This window comes from Pseudoalteromonas sp. P1-9 (assembly GCF_001399975.1).
GTDB lineage: Bacteria > Pseudomonadota > Gammaproteobacteria > Enterobacterales > Alteromonadaceae > Pseudoalteromonas.
In genome coordinates, this window is sequence record NZ_LKBD01000185.1 from 1 (window position 1) to 253 (window position 253).

At 44.7% G+C, this 253-nt stretch carries 1 rRNA gene; it reads right to left on the reverse strand.

What is annotated here, in order from left to right:
• A 23S ribosomal RNA gene (locus AN214_RS22105) occupies positions 1-253 on the reverse strand; the annotation flags it as partial.

Consider the following 253-nt stretch of genomic DNA (forward strand, 5'->3'; position numbering starts at 1 on the left):
TATCGGTCAGTTGGGAGTATTTAGCCTTGGAGGATGGTCCCCCCATATTCAGTCAAAGTTTCACGTGCTCCGACCTACTCGATTTCACTGTAAATAAGTTTTCGTGTACGGGACTATCACCCTGTATCGTCAAACTTTCCAGAATGTTCCACTAACTACATTACAGCTTAAGGGCTAATCCGATTTCGCTCGCCGCTACTTTCGGAATCTCGGTTGATTTCTTTTCCTCGGGGTACTTAGATGTTTCAGTTCT